The sequence below is a fragment of the Tannerella sp. genome (genome assembly GCF_030528505.1).
In the GTDB taxonomy this organism is placed as follows: domain Bacteria; phylum Bacteroidota; class Bacteroidia; order Bacteroidales; family Tannerellaceae; genus Tannerella.
This window is the reverse complement of record NZ_JAUMYS010000061.1, coordinates 1-19478: the sequence shown is the minus strand read 5'-3', so window position 1 is coordinate 19478 and position 19478 is coordinate 1. Positions and strand designations below refer to the sequence as shown.

15 protein-coding genes are annotated in these 19478 nt (G+C 45.5%); 10 read left to right on the top strand and 5 right to left on the bottom strand.

Annotated features, from left to right (window positions below):
• Positions 1–77 precede the first annotated feature (77 nt).
• The 5 genes from Q4A89_RS09550 to Q4A89_RS09530 all read right to left on the bottom strand — a co-directional run bounded on the left by Q4A89_RS09550 (position 78) and on the right by Q4A89_RS09530 (position 6402).
• Complete coding sequence (locus tag Q4A89_RS09550) at positions 78–2756, bottom strand: transglutaminase domain-containing protein (protein WP_303185167.1); 2679 nt, start codon at positions 2754–2756, stop codon at positions 78–80.
• Between the two features lie 168 nt (positions 2757–2924).
• A complete protein-coding gene (locus tag Q4A89_RS09545; protein ID WP_303185165.1) occupies positions 2925–3920 on the bottom strand; it encodes a glycosyltransferase family 10 in 996 nt (331 codons plus the stop codon).
• Between the two features lie 58 nt (positions 3921–3978).
• Positions 3979–4740, bottom strand: coding sequence for a lipopolysaccharide kinase InaA family protein (locus tag Q4A89_RS09540; RefSeq protein ID WP_303185164.1), 762 nt, complete (start codon positions 4738–4740; stop codon positions 3979–3981).
• On the bottom strand, positions 4737–5771 hold the full coding sequence (locus tag Q4A89_RS09535; protein ID WP_303185163.1) for a glycosyltransferase family 9 protein: 1035 nt from the start codon (positions 5769–5771) through the stop codon (positions 4737–4739). Before Q4A89_RS09535 ends, Q4A89_RS09540 begins: the two co-directional genes overlap by 4 nt.
• Positions 5772–5814: 43 nt before the next feature.
• Positions 5815–6402: a phosphoribosylglycinamide formyltransferase gene (locus tag Q4A89_RS09530; protein ID WP_303185162.1), complete on the bottom strand. Its 588-nt coding sequence runs from the start codon at positions 6400–6402 to the stop codon at positions 5815–5817.
• Positions 6403–6561: 159 nt separating this feature from the next.
• Here Q4A89_RS09530 and Q4A89_RS09525 point away from each other — a divergent pair, with 159 nt between their 5' ends.
• The 10 genes from Q4A89_RS09525 to Q4A89_RS09480 all read left to right on the top strand — a co-directional run bounded on the left by Q4A89_RS09525 (position 6562) and on the right by Q4A89_RS09480 (position 19004).
• Positions 6562–6798: an acyl carrier protein gene (locus Q4A89_RS09525; RefSeq protein WP_014224504.1), complete on the top strand. Its 237-nt coding sequence runs from the start codon at positions 6562–6564 to the stop codon at positions 6796–6798.
• A 17-nt stretch (positions 6799–6815) separates the two neighbouring features.
• Entirely contained in the window at positions 6816–8072 is a 1257-nt protein-coding gene (fabF, locus tag Q4A89_RS09520; RefSeq protein ID WP_303185157.1) for a beta-ketoacyl-ACP synthase II, read from the top strand.
• Between the two features lie 62 nt (positions 8073–8134).
• Positions 8135–8890 (top strand): ribonuclease III, encoded by a 756-nt coding sequence (rnc, locus tag Q4A89_RS09515; RefSeq protein ID WP_303185156.1) that lies wholly within the window; start codon positions 8135–8137, stop codon positions 8888–8890.
• A 555-nt stretch (positions 8891–9445) separates the two neighbouring features.
• Positions 9446–9688 (top strand): helix-turn-helix transcriptional regulator, encoded by a 243-nt coding sequence (locus Q4A89_RS09510; RefSeq protein ID WP_303185155.1) that lies wholly within the window; start codon positions 9446–9448, stop codon positions 9686–9688.
• A gap of 30 nt (positions 9689–9718) precedes the next feature.
• Entirely contained in the window at positions 9719–11734 is a 2016-nt protein-coding gene (locus Q4A89_RS09505) for a site-specific DNA-methyltransferase (RefSeq protein ID WP_303185153.1), read from the top strand.
• Positions 11731–12813: a virulence RhuM family protein gene (locus Q4A89_RS09500; RefSeq protein ID WP_303185151.1), complete on the top strand. Its 1083-nt coding sequence runs from the start codon at positions 11731–11733 to the stop codon at positions 12811–12813. Before Q4A89_RS09505 ends, Q4A89_RS09500 begins: the two co-directional genes overlap by 4 nt.
• Entirely contained in the window at positions 12810–15173 is a 2364-nt protein-coding gene (locus Q4A89_RS09495) for a DEAD/DEAH box helicase (protein ID WP_303185149.1), read from the top strand. Before Q4A89_RS09500 ends, Q4A89_RS09495 begins: the two co-directional genes overlap by 4 nt.
• Positions 15174–15178: 5 nt before the next feature.
• Entirely contained in the window at positions 15179–15397 is a 219-nt protein-coding gene (locus Q4A89_RS09490; protein ID WP_303185148.1) for a DNA modification system-associated small protein, read from the top strand.
• Between the two features lie 13 nt (positions 15398–15410).
• Positions 15411–17411, top strand: a complete 2001-nt coding sequence (locus Q4A89_RS09485) for an AAA family ATPase (RefSeq protein WP_303185147.1) — start codon at positions 15411–15413, stop codon at positions 17409–17411.
• Between the two features lie 6 nt (positions 17412–17417).
• Positions 17418–19004, top strand: a complete 1587-nt coding sequence (locus Q4A89_RS09480; protein ID WP_303185146.1) for an ATP-binding protein — start codon at positions 17418–17420, stop codon at positions 19002–19004.
• Positions 19005–19478 lie beyond the last annotated feature (474 nt).

Genomic DNA, 19478 nt, shown 5'->3' with positions numbered 1-19478 from the left:
CTCTTTTTGTCATTTTGTCCTAAATTTTTCTGTCAACTTTTTTCAGGACATGACAGGCACAAACGCCCTTCGGTCTTTTACAACTGATGAATCACCTTCATCATCTGTTCGCCAAGCCCAATGGTATATCCCTGCGAGACGAAAACGACGCGTCCAAACGTATCGGCAATGATAAAGATCGGCAGGCTGTCCGAGTTCGACAGTTTCATCGCATCGGTAATCATGCGCGAAATCTCACCGCTCTCATCCGTTCCGAACGTGACGGTCGAGGGTAATTCGCCGAACTCATTCCGATCGAAGAGTTTGAAGTTCTGTTCATTCTTAAACAACAAGATCATGCTGCGGTTCCATTGTTCAAAATCGGCCTTGAGCTTCGCGATATCGCGCATGGCGTGGTTCGTCGGCTCCTGACGCGCGCCAAGAATACCGATGACGAAGTAACCGCGTCCCGTGGTGTTGAGAATCGTCGTTTCCTCTCCTTTCTCGGTACGATACTTCGCTTCGGCGTTGATGTTTCCGATTACCTGAATATCGGCATCGTCGTGACGCATCACAAGGTCGACCGTTGTTTTCTTATCCGCTTCGACAGGGAAGAAGCTCAGACGCGCCAACACCTTTCCACTGGCCATACGCGTGCCGCTGACAAGCAGGTAATTTCCTTCGTCCAACCGCAACGAGCGAGGCGATTGCAGCAAGTCTTTCCACGTATCGCCCGCTCCCATGTCGGCCTCCGTTTCAAAGTTCAGCGTCTGCAACCGGGCATCGTCTTTCAGCCGGGCAATCGTGAAATGACTATAATACTTCGGATTGTCGAGCGCCTTAATCGGCCGGTAAGCGGCAGAGAGGTCTCCCTGCGGAGCATTTGCCTGCCCCATGGCCGCCTCGAAATCGACGTCGAACCACGCACAATCATAGTATTGCACCTTTCCGGTGACCGGTTCAATACGCGCAGGGATACCCAAGCTGCGTGCCACAGCCACGAAAAAGATATTACGCGAGTGCATGTCGGCCACACGTGCCTTCCAGACACCCATCGGCATCATCGGGATGCGCTGCGGATTCAGATCGTTGCGCACGGTGATATGCTCCTTTACCCATTCGACTAAGGCCTGCGGGTTTGCCTGTGCCGCTTTCACCAACGACGCTTCGAGCTGTTTGGCGAAGAACTGTTTATAAGGAGTCAGAAACTCGTTGGCCACACGTGGATTGAGTACATACGAAGAATACAAACGGAGGCCGGCAGACGGACTCTTTGTCGGTTTTTCTTCCGATTCGTACAAGTTTTCAGGAATCGACGGCGTATGATTCAGATGATCGAGCAGCACGTCCGACGGCGTATCGCGCACGTCTTTGTCCGACACTTCGTTCAGCAGCCTGAGCGCCTCATCGACCTTGCCCGAAGCACGCATAAACTTTTCGATCTCGGCATGATTACCACGACTCTTCCGCATGATTTTCTTCACCTCGTCGGCGCTCGCAGCCGACAGCTCCTTACTCAATGCCTCTGCCTGCTCATCGGTAAAAAACGTCGCAACGTAGCGGTTGCGAATCTCGTCTTCCTCGTGCATCCGGCGGGCGTTTTCTTCTTTTTGCCGGTCGGTCACCTCTTTTTCGGCAGCAATCGTGCCTTCTACCGGCGGTACGATATCGAGTTCGATACTGGCCGTGTCGCCCGGCGTTTTATCGAGAGCAACCGTCACTTCATCGTCTTTCCCGAACGATACCTTTCGGAATCCGAAGTGTCCGTCTTTCGTTGCCCATACAAGCATATCGCCTTTCCCGGCAGAGAGCGAGCATCGACCTTTGCCGTCCGTCTTCTTACGTGCCACGGAATAAAACTCGGCATAGTTATACAATTTAAACTCGACCAGGGCATCTTCTACCGGCTTGCCCTCGCTGTCCGTCACGGTCACAACGGTCTTGCCGGTAGGTGCGTAATGATCAATAACGTTGATCTCCGTGTAACAAGCCGTCTGCTCCATCACTTCTTCCGGCCCGTTATATGCCCCGAAAGCTTTGGTGTGCATCAGCATGCCGCGATATGCAGGAGCGTTGAACCATCCGAGGTTAAGCACCGGCTCAGGCTCGCAAGCGCCGAGAAAGTACCATTTGCCGTCAACCCACGCCTCAACCCACGCATGATTATCGTCCGTATGCGCCCAACGCGGCGTATATACCTGACGCGCAGGAATACCGACCGAACGCAAAGCAGCTACCGTAAACGTCGACTCTTCACCGCAACGGCCATACGCCGTACGTACCGACGCAAGCGGCGAACTGGTACGCGCATCCGAAGGTGTGTAAACGACTTTCTCGTGGCACCAGTGGTTGACTTCCAACACGGCATCGCGCAGCGACAAGCCTTTCACACGCTCTTTCAACTCCTCGTAAAACACCATCCGGCTCTCGTCCAGATTTTCGTTGTTGACGCGCACCGGAAGTACGAAATGACGGAAAATCATTTCGGGAATATTTTTGCCCCAAGGCATCTCCTTCCGCACAGCAAACGACGAACGCACGTTCTGTAGATAAAATTCACCATCGTAATCGGCAATATCGCCCACCGGCATATAGGCATACAAGAACTGCATCGCCTCGCGTTCAGGCACGGTCATCTCCGTATCAAAAACGGCAAACAGGGACGAGTCGGCAAACAACTCGACTTTCGCATCGAAATCGTTCGATACTTGCTCCCGGTAAGTACGATCAGTAATAAAATGTTCGGGCTTCTTACATCCGAAAGCCACACACATCATGAGAATTGCTCCAGCAATCAAACGGTTTGTTTTCATAGTTATCTTATTTTATGCTCCGGGCACGCCGGAAACGTTGTTGAACCGGGCAAAGATACAAATATTTTCAGCATAACGGTCATCATGTTCACGACAGTTTCCTGTACGTCGGCACAAAAGGAACGATAGGGGCTATCCGAGCACCGACTTACGGCCTAACATGTTTTTCATCCGTTGTTGCCATTTAAAGATGTTCCGACGGATAAAATAATTGTAAAGATTATCCCAACTTTGCATCGAACGACACGGACGTATTTCCACACGTTGCTTCCGTGCATCGGGATTCATCCTGTCGCACAGAGATGCGATGTGGTTAAACATATTATACTCCCCGAGCACCTTCTGCTTACAGTCGCGCAAAGAAGCACAACGCTCTTCGTACACGCGTGCAGAGATGGCACGATCAATGATCTCGATGGCTTCGTGCGGCCGGCGGATGTCGATACGGATAAAAGCATCTTTTGAGAAATAACGCTCCAAGTTGGTGCAACCGTAATAAAAGGGGAAAGCCTCCGCTAAAAAACAATCCGAAATCTTTTCCGTCCAATAATAATCCTGCGACGAATTTTCAAGGACAATGTGATATTGATAAGGAGAAAGCACGCCCCATTTATCGTCGAAATCCTTATAACCACGTCCGAACACATCGAGCCTGTCGCCATAATATGCTTTCAATTTCTCTACAAAAGCGATCCGCTCCAGATGCCCTTTCGTAAAAGCCTTATTGCTCGTGATGACAGACAACAGCTTTGTCTTCGGAGGCGCAGGCGAGTCTTTCAAGTCGTCGTAAGTGAGCGTAGCCGTACATTTCCCATCGGCCGATTCCTTGTAACCGACGAACCACGGCAACACGGGTTGCGAAAGAATCAAACGTTCATGCTTCATGTCAGATTGGCACGAGCAGACGGCTCCGAACTGACGAATATACGGCTTCGGATATGTAAGTACGGATTTGGGTTCGGTAGTCAACAATAATGTATTCTCCGGCGCCACATGGCACGATTGCGGATGACGCAGCCCCTTTCCTTGGACCACCCAGAAATCCGCCTCCTCCGTATCGTCGGAAATGATAAAGCGGTATTTTCCGTCATTCGAGATACCACGACCACCTGCCGTTTGACGAAACATGATCTCTCCAAGCTCTCTCCTATAGGGTGTAAATTTGATGGTGTACATATCGCTTACCTTATTTAAATCTCTTCAGAAAAGCTTTCCGCCTGTCCCAACAGGCATCATGATGTCGTTTAATCTTTATTCCACGGGCAACATACGTTTCGATATCCCACCCCCTGTATTCGACGTATTTCCTCAACACAAAATCGTACAGCTCCCCTTGCGCCGAAAATCGGGTAAGGTTATCGAGGCATTCACGTGCGGTAAATGTCTCGTGCGGCGATTTGATACGCATCCGGTTCGTATCGATCAACGAAAAAGCATAATGACCGTCTTCACGCTTGCGAAACAGTACATTCGTCGGATTCAGGTCGCCGTGAAAAATGTTTTTTTGATGCAAGGCCGCCACCAGCGCCGAAAAATCATCGGCCATAACACGATCGAAAGGCTGCTGCGCGACGAGACGCTCGTAGATAGCCGGTGCACGATCTTCTTCCGAAACGAAATAGCAATACGTCAGCAGTCCACCGCGGCGTTGCTCCAGATAAGCAATTTCATGAGGCGTTTCGAATCCGCGCTCACGTAAAACAGCAGCATGCAGGAAAGCGCGTCTGGCTTTCGTTTGCTTGAAAAAACCATAGATAATCCGCTGAATCAGCATCGGTTTTTTGAAACGCTTCACGACGACAGGCCGCCCCGACGGCAAAACGAAACGTTTCACCTGATTTCGCTTATCGTAAAGCATCTCTCCTTCACCATCGAAAATCATCGGCAATCGCTTCAGGAAGACTTCGACCTCATCGCCGGAATAAGCAGGATGAATAGCGATTCTCATGCTCCTGCCAGATAGCCGTTTATTTTTTGCACGATCTGCTCGGCGGAAATTTGCGAAAGACAAGCCCAGTCGCCACGATGACACGGTTTATTCCCGTATGTCGAGCATGGACGGCAAGGCAGGTCGGCCTGTATGGCCAAGTCATAAGGCTGTTTATAGCCATAAAACCCGGTATACGGATGAGTAGCCCCCCAAATGGAGATCACCTTCGTCCCGACAAGCGAGGCAAAGTGCATGTTGGCCGAATCCATGCACAAAAAAGCATCCAGACGGCTTATCAGCGCCAACTCTTGATCAAGCCGGTACTTCCCAACCATATTCCGGGTGTTCGGATATTGAAACTCCCACTGATCAAGAATCGCCTCTTCGTAGCCTTTCCCACCGAACAGAAAAATCGTTATGTCGTTCTGCCCCGACAACGTTTTGACCACCTCTTCCATCTCATCCGTCGGATAAATCTTCCCCCGATGTTTGGCAAACGGCGCGACGCCGATCCATTTACCTTTTTTCTCACCGGCCATGGACGCAATCAAAGCATCATCGACAGGATGTTGTTCGTACAAAGAAACAAATGTATCGGTAAAATGAAATCCGGCAGCCCGAAACACATCGGCATAACGTTCTGATACAGGGCGCAGGGGATGGATAGTCTTGGGCGGCCTGCCGGTCAGAACGTTCCGCTCTTTCCGCATCTTATCGACTCGATACACCGGCTTACGCTGCAACCGAAAGGTGAAATCAATCACCCGGCTGCGAATCACGTTGTGCAGATCGAGCACCTTATCAAACTTATACCCGGTCAGAGCAAAGGCAAAACGCAACACACCCCACAGGGTCTTTTCCGTACTATGCGTGTTTAGACCGATGATTCGTACATTCTCCGGGCGGTGGATGAAAATCGGTATCAGGAACGATTGGGTCAGTACGGTGAACGAATCCTGAGGATTGGCCCGCGCCACCGAATAAATGACAGGGATGGTCATCGCCACGTCACCGATCGCCGAGATTCTTATAATCAATACATTTGCCATTCTCTTGTGTCGAAAATCATACGCTCAGCACAAAGATACGATACTAAATCGACTCGTGCAAGTTTTCACCGCGCAGCACACGCTCGATCACGACGGGGTAATGCGCATATTCGAGGGCATGCACTTTGGCTGCGACCTCTTCGGGCGTGTCTGTTGGTGAAACGGCACAACGCGCCTGGAAAACAGCCTCTCCCTCATCATACCGGTCGTTGATATAATGGATGGTAATCCCCGACTCCGTATCGCCGGCGGCCACGACAGCCTGATGTACCCGCATACCGTACATGCCTTTTCCTCCGTGTTTCGGGAGCAAAGCCGGATGAATATTGAGGATTTTGTCCGGATAAGCATGTAAAATGACATCCGGAATCTTCTTCAAAAAACCGGCCAACACAATAAAATCGGCACCATCTTCGGCCAATTTCTTCAAAACAGGGGTACCATCCGCAAAATCTTCTTTCGGAAAGGTCACGGAAGGAATTCCCAACCGTTTTGCACGAAGATGTACCCCGGCCAAGGCATTTTCGGAATACACGGAAACCACCTCAACTATTTTATTATCATGAAAATATCGTATGATATTTTCTGCATTTGTTCCATCGCCTGAAGCGAAAATAACGATCCTTTTCATAGCCTTTTCAAAAACGAGAAATGCACAAAAAACATAAAAATGTGCAACATTCGGCTTTTTTTGCCTTAAAAATTTGTTCTGTAAGATAAAAAATTCTTTCCTTTGCACTGCAAAAATAGAAAGTATTGCAAAAACAGTATTCATTTAAATTAAAAAATTATGTCTGATGTAGCATCTCGCGTAAAAGCGATTATTGTTGACAAATTGAGTGTTGAAGAATCGGAAGTAACAAACGAAGCAAGCTTCACGAATGATTTGGGAGCAGATTCTCTTGACACGGTGGAGTTGATCATGGAATTTGAAAAAGAGTTTGGCCTCTCTATTCCGGATGACCAGGCTGAAAAAATCTCTACGGTAGGAGACGCTATTGCTTATATCGAAGCAAACGCGAAGTAATCTGCTTTTTATTCACTATGGAATTAAAAAGAGTAGTAGTAACAGGTCTCGGTGCTCTTACTCCTGTCGGCAACAACACCGCGGAAACGTGGGAGTCCTTGCAGAACGGAGTAAGCGGCGCAGGGCCTATTACTCAATTCGATGCATCCAAGTTCAAAACACAATTTGCCTGCGAGGTAAAAGGATTCGATCCGTTGCAGTACTTCGACCGGAAAGAGGTACGTAAGTACGACCGATACGCACAACTCTCACTCGTAGCAGCGACCGAAGCCGTGACAGATTCGGCATTGGACTTGGAAAAGGAAGATTTGAACCGGATTGGAGTGATTTTCGCCGCCGGTATCGGAGGAATCCGTTCGTTCGAAGACGAAGTACGGGACTACGATCCGGAGCGCGGACCACGCTTTAACCCGTTTTTTATACCTAAAATTATCGCAGATATTGCCGCCGGTCATATCTCGATGAAATATGGTTTTAGGGGCCCCAACTTTGCGACGGTATCGGCATGTGCCTCTTCGACGAACGCTATTGCCGACGCATTCAACTATATCCGTTTGGGTAAAGCCAATGTGATTGTGGCCGGAGGTGCCGAAGCAGCCATCGCCATCGTAGGCGTGGGAGGTTTCAACGCCATGAATGCGCTCTCGACACGTAATGATTCGCCGCAGACGGCTTCCCGTCCGTTCAGTCAAAGCCGTGACGGCTTCGTCATCGGAGAAGGAGCAGCCTGTCTCATCCTCGAAGAGATGGAACATGCTCTGGCACGCGGTGCGAAGATTTACGCCGAAGTAGCAGGGGCAGGTCTCTCGGCAGACGCTCACCATCTCACGGCAAGCCATCCCGAAGGATTAGGTGCAAAGCTGGTGATGCTGAATGCTCTGGAAGACGCAGAAATGAAACCGGAAGAAATCGACTATATCAACGTACATGGCACGTCTACTCCCGTAGGCGACATCTCCGAAGTAAAAGCCATCAAAGATGTTTTCGGAGAACATGCCTATAAGTTGAACATCAGCTCAACGAAATCGATGACCGGTCACCTACTCGGTGCCGCCGGCGCGCTGGAAGCCACAGCCGCTGTGTTGGCCGTGCGCGACGATATCGTTCCTCCGACGATCAACCATGCCGATGGCGACGATGATCCGGAGATCGATTACAAACTGAACTTTACGTTTAACAAAGCACAAAAACGCGTGGTACGGGCTGCATTATCCAACACGTTCGGATTTGGCGGACACAATGCCAGTGTAATTGTGAAGAAATTTGAGAAATAAGAGTGCGTTTGTTTTTTCAACAACTAAAAAGGCTCTTTGTTCTTCGGAATAAAGAGCCTTATTTGTCCTTTTATCACCTGTTAGGCTTCCACCCGAACAATGTAAAACTCTATGAACAGGCGCTTACACACCGCTCGTCGCACCTTCCTGACGGTAAACGGCTGTGCAATAACGAACGACTTGAATTTCTCGGCGATGCCATCCTCGGAGCGGCCGTAGCCGATATCCTATACAAACATTTTCCGAACAAAAAAGAAGGTTTTCTGACCAGCGTACGCTCTAAAATCGTACAACGCGAGACCTTGAACCGTATCGCCCTCGAAATGGGGCTCGACAAAATGACTATCGCTTCGATCCGTCAACATGCCCATAACAATTATGTGTATGGCAATGCACTCGAAGCATTGATCGGCGCGATCTATCTGGATCACGGCTATCGGAAATGCTTCAAATTCGTCAAAGAACGGATGATCGGTCATTATCTGTCACTGGAAAAAATAGCCCGCAAAGAGATGAATTTTAAATCGAATCTGTTGGAGTGGGGGCAAAAAGAAAAGCTGAAGATCGATTTCGAACTGACAAATATATACTCAGACAAAAATAAAAATCAAATATTTCGTACCGCCGTATCGGTCGGAGGTAACCCCTTAGGCATAGGCACGGGCTACACCAAGAAGGAGTCGCAACAAGCAGCAGCCAAGAAAGCGATCCGGAGAATTCGCTCGGATAAAAACGTGCAAAACCTAATCGCGGAACTGAAGCAATCACCACCTTCCTCCATGCAAGAAGTAGAAACGCAAGATAAGTTAGACAAATAAATTGCGGAATGCCCCCACATCCATAGATTAATTCGGGCGGAAACTGAGCAATCCCCCTTAAAAGTCCCTGTTTCCTTCGACTTGCAAAACATGGTAATTCCAGATCAGGCAAAATGGTGTGTTGAAAAGGAAAAACATCCTCTCCAAAAAGAGGCAAAAAAATGCTTTCCATTTGTTCATCATCCTTTTGAAGCGGATGTGCTTTAGCATTAAAAGACCCACCATCAGTCGGATGGGTTTGGCTAGACGACCGTGTTCCGAACAATAAAGAAGCAAGAAAGTTTTCTCGAACATCGCCCGATCCACTTTTTCTGCCAAAATAAACAGCGAATGTTTATGGTTCAAGGTGCTTCCCAATGAGAAGAAAAGCGAAGCCTGAGACTGATTTTGAGTTTTTGACAACATCTTGTTTTGCAAGATTTTCTTTACAAATTGACGAAATACGGCAGATACAGGCAAGAAAAATAACAACCATTTTATTGATCAATAAAGAATTGTTGGTTTTTAAGGGGCGACTCTGTATATTTGCAACCTAAACGAGTAATCATATCCAAAATGGAAGAAACAAAGGATATAAATCGGATAAAAGTTATTCTTGTGAAGAAAAAACGGACGAGCAAATGGCTGGCTGTACAGTTGGAGAAAGATTCGGCTACAATGTCGAAATGGTGTACCAACACTTCTCAACCGGGACTGGAAACACTGTTGCAAATTGTCCAGATGCTTGAAATTGATGTCAAGGAACTACTGAACTCCTCTTTGGATGAGACCATTCAAACAGTACGTCTTGTAAAATAACACACTAACCTTTAATCACTCAGATAGATAATGAACAAGAAAGAATTATACAACAAGATATTGCAGCTCAATGGTCTGACTAACGAAGAGAAGTCGGAACTGTTGGGGCTGCTGCGCAAACAAAAGAAATACGGATTGGTGTGGGAAGACAAGCCGGAAAATGTGGAAGAACGCCTGCGCGAGGAGTTGCCCGTATTGGTGGAAGACACTTCAAAAGCCATCATCAGCACCGAAGCCGATGCGCCCAACCATATCCTTATCGAGGGCGACAACCTCGAAGCCCTTACCGCTCTTTCCTATACACACGAAGGGAAGATTGATGTGATTTATATCGATCCGCCGTATAATAGAGGGAAAAACGACTTTAGATATAATGATGATTATATAGATGAAGATAATCCATTTAAGCACTCTCTTTGGTTATCCTTTATGTCGAAACGATTAAAAATAGCCAAACAGTTATTATCCCCACATGGCATTATTATTGCTCATATTGATGAGCATGAATTTGATACCTTTAATCTTGTTTTAGCTGAAATATTTGGCAGCAAGAATAATCTTGGTCAAATTATTTGGAACAAAATGAACCCCAAGGGAGATGCACACGCAGTATCATATATGCATGAATACATATTAATATACTGTAAGTCAAAAGATTCTTTTTTGGAATTAGAAGACACTTTCATTCGTCCAAAGTGCAATGCGCAGAAAATGCTAACTAAAGCAAATAGGCTTTTTTCGCAACTAGGAAAAGATTCTGTTCCATCTGAGATTTTAGATATTTTGAAAGTATATGGCTTTAAAAAGGAAGAAGCAAAGCCATTTATTGTTCATTATGATTTAAAGCTCATTAACTCTGAATTTCAGAAATGGATCAACCGTTCAGATTTTTCAAAAGGGGAAAAAGCGTATAAATATATTCATCCTAATGGTCGTGTATTTCGTACTGTTTCAATGGCATGGCCTAACAAAGAATGTGCACCAAAAGAATATTGGACACCTTTAATCCATCCTATATTAGGAACAGAGTGCCCGATACCATCTAAAGGATGGCGATTCCCTCCCCTTTCATTTGAAAGACTACTAGGCAAACAAGAACCATTGATTATAAATAATGATATGGTGATTAAGGGTGAAGTGGTTTTTACTCGCAAAAGGAATGAGCAACTTAATATTCCAGAACGGATATATTGGCTTGATGAAAACATGGATGAGAATGTTCCTTCCATATATGAAGATGGTTCAAGTGATGAGAATTTACTTTCCGACTTAAACATTTCATTTGATTATCCTAAGACCGTTTCTATTGGAAAATATTTAATCTCAACCATATATCCTTCAGCTTCCACGATATTAGACTTTTTCGCTGGAAGTGGAACTGCCTTACATGCAGTGCTAGAACAAAATGCTATTGATGGCAAACATCGCTCTTTTATTGGAGTTACAAATAATCAAAACAATATTTGCGAGGAAGTAACATATTCACGACTATTTAAAGTAATCAACGGCTATACTACACCGAAAGGCGAAGAAGTGCCGGGATTGAAAGGCAACACCTTGCGCTACTACCGCACGAGTTTTGTGGGCAGGAGCCGCACAATGAAGAATATGCGCCAACTGATGAGCCTCTCCACCGATATGCTCTGCATCAAGGAAGATCTCTATACCGAACAGCCTAAGTTTGGAGAGCAGCCAACCTACAAAAATGTGTTCCGCTACTTCGACAACGGCCGCAAGCGTATGATGATAATCTACCGCGAAGAAGCCGTACAGCAACTGGTCGAACTGATTCAAAAGACAGACTACGAGGGCAAGATGCGTATATATGTCTTCTCGCCCAGCGAAGACCCTTGGGAAGGAGAATTTGAAGAAGTACAAGATAAGGTACAACTTTGCGCCCTGCCACAAGCCATATACAACGCCTACCGCCGCCTACTGCCCAAGAAAAAGGACGAGTTCGTAAGTTCTGACGAAACGAAAGCCACCGGGCAAGCAAATGTGACAGACGGAGTGCTTAACTTTGACAATGAGGAGGAGCTGCAATGAGCGAACAAGGCAAGAACAAAAAGAAAAAAGAACAGGTAACGGTACGCAGCAGTGCAGCCGAATACCTGAACTATGTGGCATCCGTAGGTAATGACGAGCAGCAGATAGAGATACGTTATGAAGACGAAAACATCTGGCTCACACAGAAGCTGATGGCGATGCTATACGGCGTAGAAGTACACACCATCAACTATCACATCAAGAAAACATTCTCTGACAGCGAATTGCAAGAAACGGCAGTTATTCGAAAATTTCGAATAACTGCCCCTGATGGCAAACAATACACCACGAACCACTATTCATTGGAAACGATTATTGCCGTCGGTTTCAAAGTAAATTCCGAGAAAGCCGTACAGTTCAGAAAATGGGTAAATGGCATAGCCAAGGAATACACCATCAAAGGCTGGGTAATGGATTCGGAAAGACTAAAACGCGGAACATTTCTGACAGACAAGTATTTCGATGAACAACTGGAACGCATCCGTGAGATACGCATCAGCGAACGCTTGTTCTATCAAAAGATAACCGACTTGTACGCCACCGCCATAGACTATGATAAGACTGCATTAGCCACCCGGCGTTTTTATGCTACCGTTCAGAACAAGATGCACTTTGCCGTTCATGGTCATACAGCAGCCGAACTCATCGTAGAACGGGCGGATGCAGCCAAAGTGCACATGGGACTGACCACTTGGGCAGATGCCCCCGATGGCAAAATCAAGAAAAGCGATGTGGTGATAGCAAAAAACTATCTTTCAGATACCGAAATGGGACAATTGGAACGTATGGTTACAGCTTATCTTGATTTTGCTGAAACAATGACCCTGCGCCGCATTCCGTTGACAATGGCCGACTGGGAGCAACGCCTCAACAGTTTTATCAATCTCTTTGAATACGGTCTGCTGAAAGATGCAGGACGTGTAAGTGCCGAAATAGCAAGATTGCATGCTGAAACGGAATTCGAGAAATACAGAGTCATACAAGATCAGTTGTTTTTATCGGACTACGATCGTTTCCTATTGGAAATGAAAGAGATTGAAAACAAAAGTCATGAAAACAAAAAAGACGAGAAGCAATGAAGAATTTAGAATATCAACAGAGAGCAGTAGCCGAATTGATTGACAAGACTATCCGTCTGTTGAATGCCGGCGGACAGCGCAATAAATTGGTGTTTGAAGCAACGACCGGTGCAGGAAAAACCGTAATGGCTTGTCAGATGCTTGCCGGTCTGATGGATGAACTGCACGACCGTGGCGACAGTCGTTATCAAGAAGTGGCATTTATCTGGTTTGCCCCACGCAAGCTACACATACAGAGTTACGAAAAACTGAAAGAGGCTTTTGAGGAGACACGCACACTGCGCCCGGTGATGTTTGACGAGCTTGACCAAAACGAGGGCATCCGCCCCGGTGAAATACTTTTCGTGAACTGGGAAAGCGTAAACAAAGAGAGTAACGTAATGGTGCGCGAAGGCGACTGCTCACTCTCGCTTTACGAAATAACCGACAAAACGAAAGATGAGTTCGGGTTGCCCATTGTAGTCATCATCGACGAGGAACACATGTTCTGGTCGAAGACTGCCGACAAGTCAGCTGCCGTGCTTGACCGAATCAATCCGGCAGTGGAGATTCGCATCTCTGCCACCCCCAAAACCGCCAATCCAAAAGAAAAGGTAACGGTGTACCGTCAGGATGTGATAGCCGCCGAAATGATTAAGAAAGAGGTGGTACTCAACCCGGAAATAGAACTGAATTTCAGCGACGAACTGGAACTCAACGCCAACCTTATCAAAGCGGCAATGGATAAACGCAACCAAATAGCCGAAGCGTATAAGGCAGTAGGTACAGGAATAAATCCTCTCCTACTCATTCAGTTGCCTAACGACACAAAAGAAAGTATGACAGCGGAAGATACCGCCATAGCCGATCAGGTAAAGAAGTATCTTGAAGTGATATGTGGCATTACCACCGACAACCACCGTCTATCGATATGGCTGGCAAATGAAAAAGAGAATCTGACCGATTTGGAGAAATCCGACAATCTGACTGAGGTATTGCTTTTCAAAGAAGCTATAGCCTTGGGTTGGGACTGTCCTCGTGCCGCCGTGTTGCTTATATTCCGCAAACTGCAAAGCGACCAGTTTACCATTCAGACCGTGGGCCGTATCATGCGTATGCCAGAACAGAAGCATTATCCCAGAGAGATGCTCAATGTGGGCTATGTGTTTACCGATATAGCCAAAGACAAGATACAAATCGTTACAGCCGATGCCGACTATATCCTGAACAACACCGTTACAGCATACCGACGCGAAAATTTAAAAAACGTATGGTTACCGGCCTGCTATGCGGAACGTCCCAATGCAGAGCGTAACTATTTGGGACCTGATTTTCGCAAAGTGCTTTATGACGAAGCCCGCCATTTCTGGGACTTTGCAGAAGGCAATTTGCTGTTCTCATTAGAGGAATTGGCCAAGTTGGATAATGCTAATGATGAAAGTGCTCCGCTACTCGAGACCGACGACCTGCAAATCAATGAAAACAGGAAAAAGGTAGCCAACTCTTTGCGCCTTGATGTCAAGAATATCAATATCGAGATACCGCAAGACGTGCATTTCCAGAACGAAGAACAGATATTGGAAGTCGATACCGTAAAATACGCAAGAAAAGCTACCGAGATAGACCGTGTGTTTATGGCATATATCGCCACAAAAGGGCATCAATTCGAGAGTAAAGGTCGTGCAGACAAGATTGCAAGTTATTTGCTTGAAATATTGGCCGACTTCTTCGGTATCTTCGACACAGACGCAAAGAAGGTGGTGCTATATCACTTGAACAAGCCTAAGTTCGATCGCATTATAGATACTGCATTGGAAAAATATGCTCGACAGCGCGACATATCCAAAAAAGCATCGGCAGCCAAGAGGGTATTCAAAAAATACGATTGGGAATTACCGGAAAAGCGTACTTACGACAATGACACCAACCATATAGAAGAAAGTCGAAGTCACGCACTCCTGCCATTTGTACAGCTCAACCATGCATCGAGTCCGGAAAAGAACTTCATAGCCTATCTGGAGCAAAACGAGCAGTATATCGACTGGTGGTACAAGAATGGCGACAATGGCAAACAGCATTATGCCATAGAATACAGTGCGGGCAATGAAAATGGTAAGTCGTTGTTTTATGTAGACTTTATCATCCGCATGAAAAACGGTCATATCTATCTGTTCGACACCAAAAGTGCAGGCAGCGATGCATTTGCACACAACAAGCACAACGCATTGTTGCAATACATCAAAGAAAATACATCGGACGAAACCCCGCTATCGGGAGGTGTTATCCTACAACAAGGCGAGAACTGGTTGTATTCCCCACTCCCTATCGAGAATACCACCGATACATTGAACTGGAACTGTTTTTACCCACAAAACGCATAAGTATTATGGCAAAAGGAATAGACCCCAAATTTGTGCATTATGGCATCCGCAAGGACGACCTTGCAATGATAGAAGCTATTTGCGCTACCGAAGACATTGATTTTGATTGGCTGAGTGAGGACATCTTGAAAGCCTACCATGCCAAAAAGGTAGATGTAATAGAAATGAGTGATAGCGATACAGAAGATATTATCCGCAACGCCATACAGAAAATACGTCAATAAATGAATTTATGCCATGCTCATACAAAGAATAAAGATAAGCAACTTTAAGACCTACCTGTCGCTCGATCTTGACTTGACGGTAGATGACGACCGCCCGATTATACTCATCGGTGGTTCAAACGGTGGCGGTAAAACCACACTGTTTGAAGCCATAAGCGGTGCATTGTATGGATTGAAAATAGAAAACAAGGAACACTTTATGGAATTGCTCAATCAAGGAGCTGTCAATAAGGTGAAGCCGGAAATCAGCCTGCAAATCACCTTTGTTGGCAAAGTGCTTGGTCAGCAACAGAAGTATATCCTGAAACGAATATACCAGCTTAATCCACAAGGTCGTCCACTTGAAAGTGTATCGCTGAACATGAACGGCAATATGTATGTGTATGGCACAATGACCGCACCCAAAGAAAGGATGCATGCCGAACAAGAAATCAGCAAGATAATCAAGGCCAACCTGCCGCAGGAGTTGAGCCAGTATTTTCTGTTTGATGCCATGCAGTCGAGCGAGTTGTTGAAAAAGAATGTCTTTCAGCAAACCATACGCGACAACTTTGAGAATGTGCTTGGCTTCAAAAAATATCTGCAACTGAAACGTGCAGCAGAAAAATTGCAACAGGAGTGGGCGAAACAACGATTGGAAGCTGAAAAAGAAGCAAAAGAATACAACTCATTATGCAATCAGAAAGAGCAGTTAGTAATTGATTTGAACACTTGCCTTGCAGAGCAAGACAGGTTGTATAAATATATGTCGTCGGTAGAAGATGAATACCAACGAGCCAAAGATGGTGCGCAACAAGCAGTCAATCTAAGCAAACGCATACAAGATGTTGACGGCAAGATACGAACCATAACAGAAGAAGCAGCTAACTATGCCGAGAACTTGAAGGCGTTTGTTGACAACATAGAAATCAATGTATTCCTTCCGAAATTGGCATCCAACCTTTCGCAGGAAATCAATAACATATTGCGAGTAAAAGAACAGCTCCAAAAGCAAAGTACCGGTGCATATCCGATTGAGACGCTGCGTGATGTAACCTCAAAAATCATTGACTATTTGAAAGAGCTGTCGCTATGCAGCCAGGCGGTGGATGAAGAAAATGTGGTTTCGCATATTGTAGCCATGCAGAATACAACCAATGCCAAAGACCCATATGACTACTTGAATACTGCCGAGGTGGATGCACTCCAAGAACTGCCGAAAAAGGGCAATGGAAACCTATTTGTTTCCATCGACCGCAAAAGGCAAGACATGGAAATACAGCTTGCCAATCTGGATAATCTCAGAACAGAGAGACGCACACTCGAACAGACACAGGCCGGAGATAACAATATGCTAATAACCAATTATGAAGAGTCCAAACGTACTCTGGAAAAGTTGAAAACGAAAGAGGACAATCTCAAAAACGAAATTCAGCATTTGGAGAAACGGATTCATCAGTACGATGTGCAAATACAGCAAGAACCGGATGTAAAATTTGACACGCTTGTAAAACTGCGTCCATTCTTTGATAAGGTTGCCGACAATCTGCTGAAAAAGAAAAAAGCGCAGATAGAAACAGAAATGCAGTCACAACTCAACCGTCTGCTTGTGTCATACAAAGGACACGTTGGGCGTGTGGAATTGTCAGACAGCATGGAGAATTTCAATATCAAACTCTATCATAGTGCCGGCAATGAAATATCGTTGAACCAGCTGAACGCTGCTTCCAAACAGATATTCATACAGGTGTTGTTAAAAGTACTGCGCAACCTTGGCGACTACAATCCGCCGGTTATGATCGATACCGTGATGGGTGTACTCGACAATGAAAGCCGTGATGCTTTGATGGAAGAATATTTCCCACAGTTGGCTGAACAGACCATTCTGCTCTGTACCACATCTGAAATACGCACGGATAGCGACTATATCAAGCTGGCACCATTCATATCGAAGACATATACTCTGCATCGTAATGTTGAGGAACAAAATACAACTATAGATGAAGGCTATTTTGGAATATCGCTTAATCAATAGATAGTTATGAGCATAATAAATTTTTCAAATACCCGTCAGATGGAGGGGATTCTTGACGAAATAAGTCAAGTAAAGGAACTTATAGAGAATAAGATAAATTTGTCGCGCACTGCTAACAGAGAGAAACGTGCAAGTCTGACCACAAACAAAGTAATGCGTATTTGCTTTATCGTCGGTTTGAGTCTGACTACCGAACGCAAGGAAGAAGACTACAAGGATATACAGCTCTCTGCTACATCGGCACGTATCATTCCGAGTTTTTTCACGATGCACGATTTATCTACCTTATATTCCGCATTGCTGAAATTGCGCTATGCCAATCTGAATATAGATTGGTCGCAAAATGCCGTGCTATCACGTATCATTGCATCTGAAATGCTGCGTGGAAGAGATTACTTGTTGGCTGAAAACAATCTGGATTCCATATTGTATGCTGTAAATAATAAGGTGGCGATGGCTAAAGATATTCCGGCACTCAATCTGATTATCGGAAACTATGGAGATGTGGAAATGGAAGCTACTCTTGACATTAACAGCCGCAGTATTACCAACTCGCAAATCATCATCGCTGGTGCTACTGGTTCAGGAAAAACGAATCTGCTTGCAGTGTTGATGCAACAGTTCAGAACATTGTCGTCTGAATCGCAATATCCGGTAAACTTCCTGCTTTTCGACTACAAAGGAGAGTTCAGCGACATTCAGAATAATCATTGGCTCACACATTTCGATGTGGATCGCAGTTGTATCTTAGACCCGATAGAACATCCCCTACCATTCACACCATTCAAAGATTTCACTGACCGACCTATCAACGAGATAAACCTCTATTCATCGGAAATGGCTTCGGCTCTTTGCTCAATAGACCGTATGTCTGCCAGTGCAAATATGAATAACCGATTGAGCGAAGCCATTGTAGAAGCATACAAGAAAAAAGAAGGCGCACCCATTACATTCAACATGATGCTGGAGGAGTATCAAGCTAAAATGACGGATGCCGGAAAAGATGATAGTATCTCGTCTGTATTGAAACAGTTGGTGCGTGCTAACATCTTCGAGAAAGAAGACAAAGCCGACCTTATCGGTGACTGCTACATCATAAAAATGGACGGCTACCCAAAAGACGGCCCAATAGCAAAGGCTATTGTCTATTTCATCATCTCAAAGCTTAATAATATATATGAACGGCTTGAAAAACAAGACACAAACGAGAATGTGGTGCAGATTCGCCACTTCTCAATCATTGATGAAGCCCACTATATGCTGGATTTTGATAACCGTCCGTTGCGAAATCTTATTGCTGTAGGTAGAAATAAGGGATTAAGTATCATTCTCGCCACTCAAAATATGAGTAGCTTCAAAAGTAAAGGGTTTGATTTCTATGCCAACGCCCAATATCCACTTATAATGAAGCAACAGACCATTGACGATAAGGTTATCAAAGACCTTTATGGCATAAGCGGTCAAGAATTGCAAGAAGTGCGAACTGCCATAGCCGGACTCCAGAAAGGCGAACTGATTATCAAAGACCAAATGGCATTCGCACTTGGCATGGGCAAGAAATATAAGAAGATCAATGTCGTGCATTTAGTATAAATTATGCATTTGAAATATTAATGTCAACGTGAGTTCGATGTAAAAAAAGGGCCAAAAAAGTTGGAACATAATGAGAGACTCAGCATCTTTATAGTGTTGAAATATAACGCTATACACATTACAAATATGTTATCGGCTTTGGCGGCTTACTCTATCTTTGAGAAGAAACCATCCATAAACCTCTATCAAGAGCTTACGGATAGCTCAAGATGGTTCCCCGCTTAGGTCGAATTCACGTTAAACTACTTCATTGACCGATCTACGGATGCACATGCAGAATTACGGAGCTCCAAGTTGAAGGGATTTAGAGCGCAACTTCGAGGCATATAAGACCTGCCATTTTTCATGTACTGGACAGTGACCATCTTCGGATGAGTTTAACTCTATACACTGACTTTTGCAGCTGAACCGATTCATCGTTTGATTTCACGCTCTGAGGAGACGAATCATTCGTGCTATTACTAATGGTGTGTT

Coding starts and splice junctions, on each gene's coding strand:
- fabF (WP_303185157.1), top strand. CDS start 6,816: ATGGAATTAAAAAGAGTAGTAGTAACAGGTCTCGGTGCTCTTACTCCT.
- Q4A89_RS09490 (WP_303185148.1), top strand. CDS start 15,179: ATGGCAAAAGGAATAGACCCCAAATTTGTGCATTATGGCATCCGCAAG.
- Q4A89_RS09505 (WP_303185153.1), top strand. CDS start 9,719: ATGAACAAGAAAGAATTATACAACAAGATATTGCAGCTCAATGGTCTG.
- Q4A89_RS09525 (WP_014224504.1), top strand. CDS start 6,562: ATGTCTGATGTAGCATCTCGCGTAAAAGCGATTATTGTTGACAAATTG.
- Q4A89_RS09480 (WP_303185146.1), top strand. CDS start 17,418: ATGAGCATAATAAATTTTTCAAATACCCGTCAGATGGAGGGGATTCTT.
- Q4A89_RS09495 (WP_303185149.1), top strand. CDS start 12,810: ATGAAGAATTTAGAATATCAACAGAGAGCAGTAGCCGAATTGATTGAC.
- Q4A89_RS09540 (WP_303185164.1), bottom strand. CDS start 4,740: ATGAGAATCGCTATTCATCCTGCTTATTCCGGCGATGAGGTCGAAGTC.
- Q4A89_RS09535 (WP_303185163.1), bottom strand. CDS start 5,771: ATGGCAAATGTATTGATTATAAGAATCTCGGCGATCGGTGACGTGGCG.
- Q4A89_RS09530 (WP_303185162.1), bottom strand. CDS start 6,402: ATGAAAAGGATCGTTATTTTCGCTTCAGGCGATGGAACAAATGCAGAA.
- Q4A89_RS09485 (WP_303185147.1), top strand. CDS start 15,411: ATGCTCATACAAAGAATAAAGATAAGCAACTTTAAGACCTACCTGTCG.
- Q4A89_RS09510 (WP_303185155.1), top strand. CDS start 9,446: ATGGAAGAAACAAAGGATATAAATCGGATAAAAGTTATTCTTGTGAAG.
- Q4A89_RS09545 (WP_303185165.1), bottom strand. CDS start 3,920: ATGTTTCGTCAAACGGCAGGTGGTCGTGGTATCTCGAATGACGGAAAA.
- Q4A89_RS09500 (WP_303185151.1), top strand. CDS start 11,731: ATGAGCGAACAAGGCAAGAACAAAAAGAAAAAAGAACAGGTAACGGTA.
- Q4A89_RS09550 (WP_303185167.1), bottom strand. CDS start 2,756: ATGATGTGTGTGGCTTTCGGATGTAAGAAGCCCGAACATTTTATTACT.